General features: G+C 73.8%; 1 protein-coding gene. It reads left to right on the top strand.

Annotation, left to right across the window (positions count from 1 at the left end):
• Positions 1–34: 34 nt before the first annotated feature.
• Positions 35–1,028 (top strand): WxL protein peptidoglycan domain-containing protein (locus IH13_RS39220; protein WP_031090689.1); only part of this gene is annotated, 994 nt, incomplete at its 3' end.

The raw sequence follows: 1,028 nt of genomic DNA, 5'->3' as shown, positions 1-1,028 counted from the left end.
CCTGCCACGCCCCCGTTCCGAGAGAGATCCCGAGATGCACGCAGTGACACCCCCTCGCCGCACCACCCCCGCCCTCCTGGGGGCCGTCCTCCTCACCCTGCTCGCGGCCCTGGCGTTCGCCGGCACCTCCACCGGGCAGGCCCGGGCGGCCGAGGGCGACGTCACCTGGACGGTCCGGACGGCGGCCAACGGATTCGGCGACGACCGGCCGAGCTTCAGCTACGGCGTCAACCCCGGCGGCGAGGTCGAGGACGCCATGGTCGTCGCCAACCACGGCACCGCACCGCTGAGCCTCGCGGTCTACGCCGCCGACGGCTACACGACAGAGAAGGGCCAACTCGACCTTCTCACCCGGGAGAAGAAGTCCCCCTCCATCGGCACCTGGGTCCACACCACCGGCGGCAGCGTCGAGATAGCACCCGGCAGGAGCGCCGAGATCCCCTTCACGGTCGAGGTCCCGCCCGACGCCACCCCCGGCGACTACGTGGGCGGCATCCTGACCTCCCTCAAGCAGCCCGGCGACACCGAGGGCATCGCGGTCGACCGCCGCCTCGGCATCCGGATCAAGCTGCGCGTCAGCGGAGCCCTGCGGCCCGCACTGTCCGTCGAGGACCTGCACGTCGGCTACGAGGGCTCCGCCGCCCCGTTCGCCCGGGGCGACGCGACGGTGACCTACACCCTTCACAACACCGGCAACGCCCTGCTCTCCGGCACCCAGGAGGTCAGCCTCACGGCCCCCTTCGGGACGCTGGGCACCGACGCCGCCGGCATCGCCGCGCCGCCGGAGCTGCTGCCGGGCGAACGCTGGAAGGTCACCGTCCCGGTCCACGACGTCGCCCCCGCCTTCCGTCTCACGGCCGCTGTCACCGTCACCCCGCTCATCACCGACGCCGCCGGCTCCACCACCGCCCTCGACCCCGTCCGGGCCACGACCCACGGCTGGGCCGTTCCCTGGGCCCTTCTCGTGCTCCTGGTCCTCGTCCTGGCGGGAGCCGTGGCGGCGTCCGTCCTCGTCCGGCGCGCCCGCG

It is taken from the genome of Streptomyces sp. NRRL WC-3549 (assembly GCF_000721935.1).
GTDB lineage: Bacteria > Actinomycetota > Actinomycetes > Streptomycetales > Streptomycetaceae > Streptomyces.
Note: the sequence above shows the minus strand (reverse complement) of the source record. Positions and strands in the feature narration are given on the sequence as shown.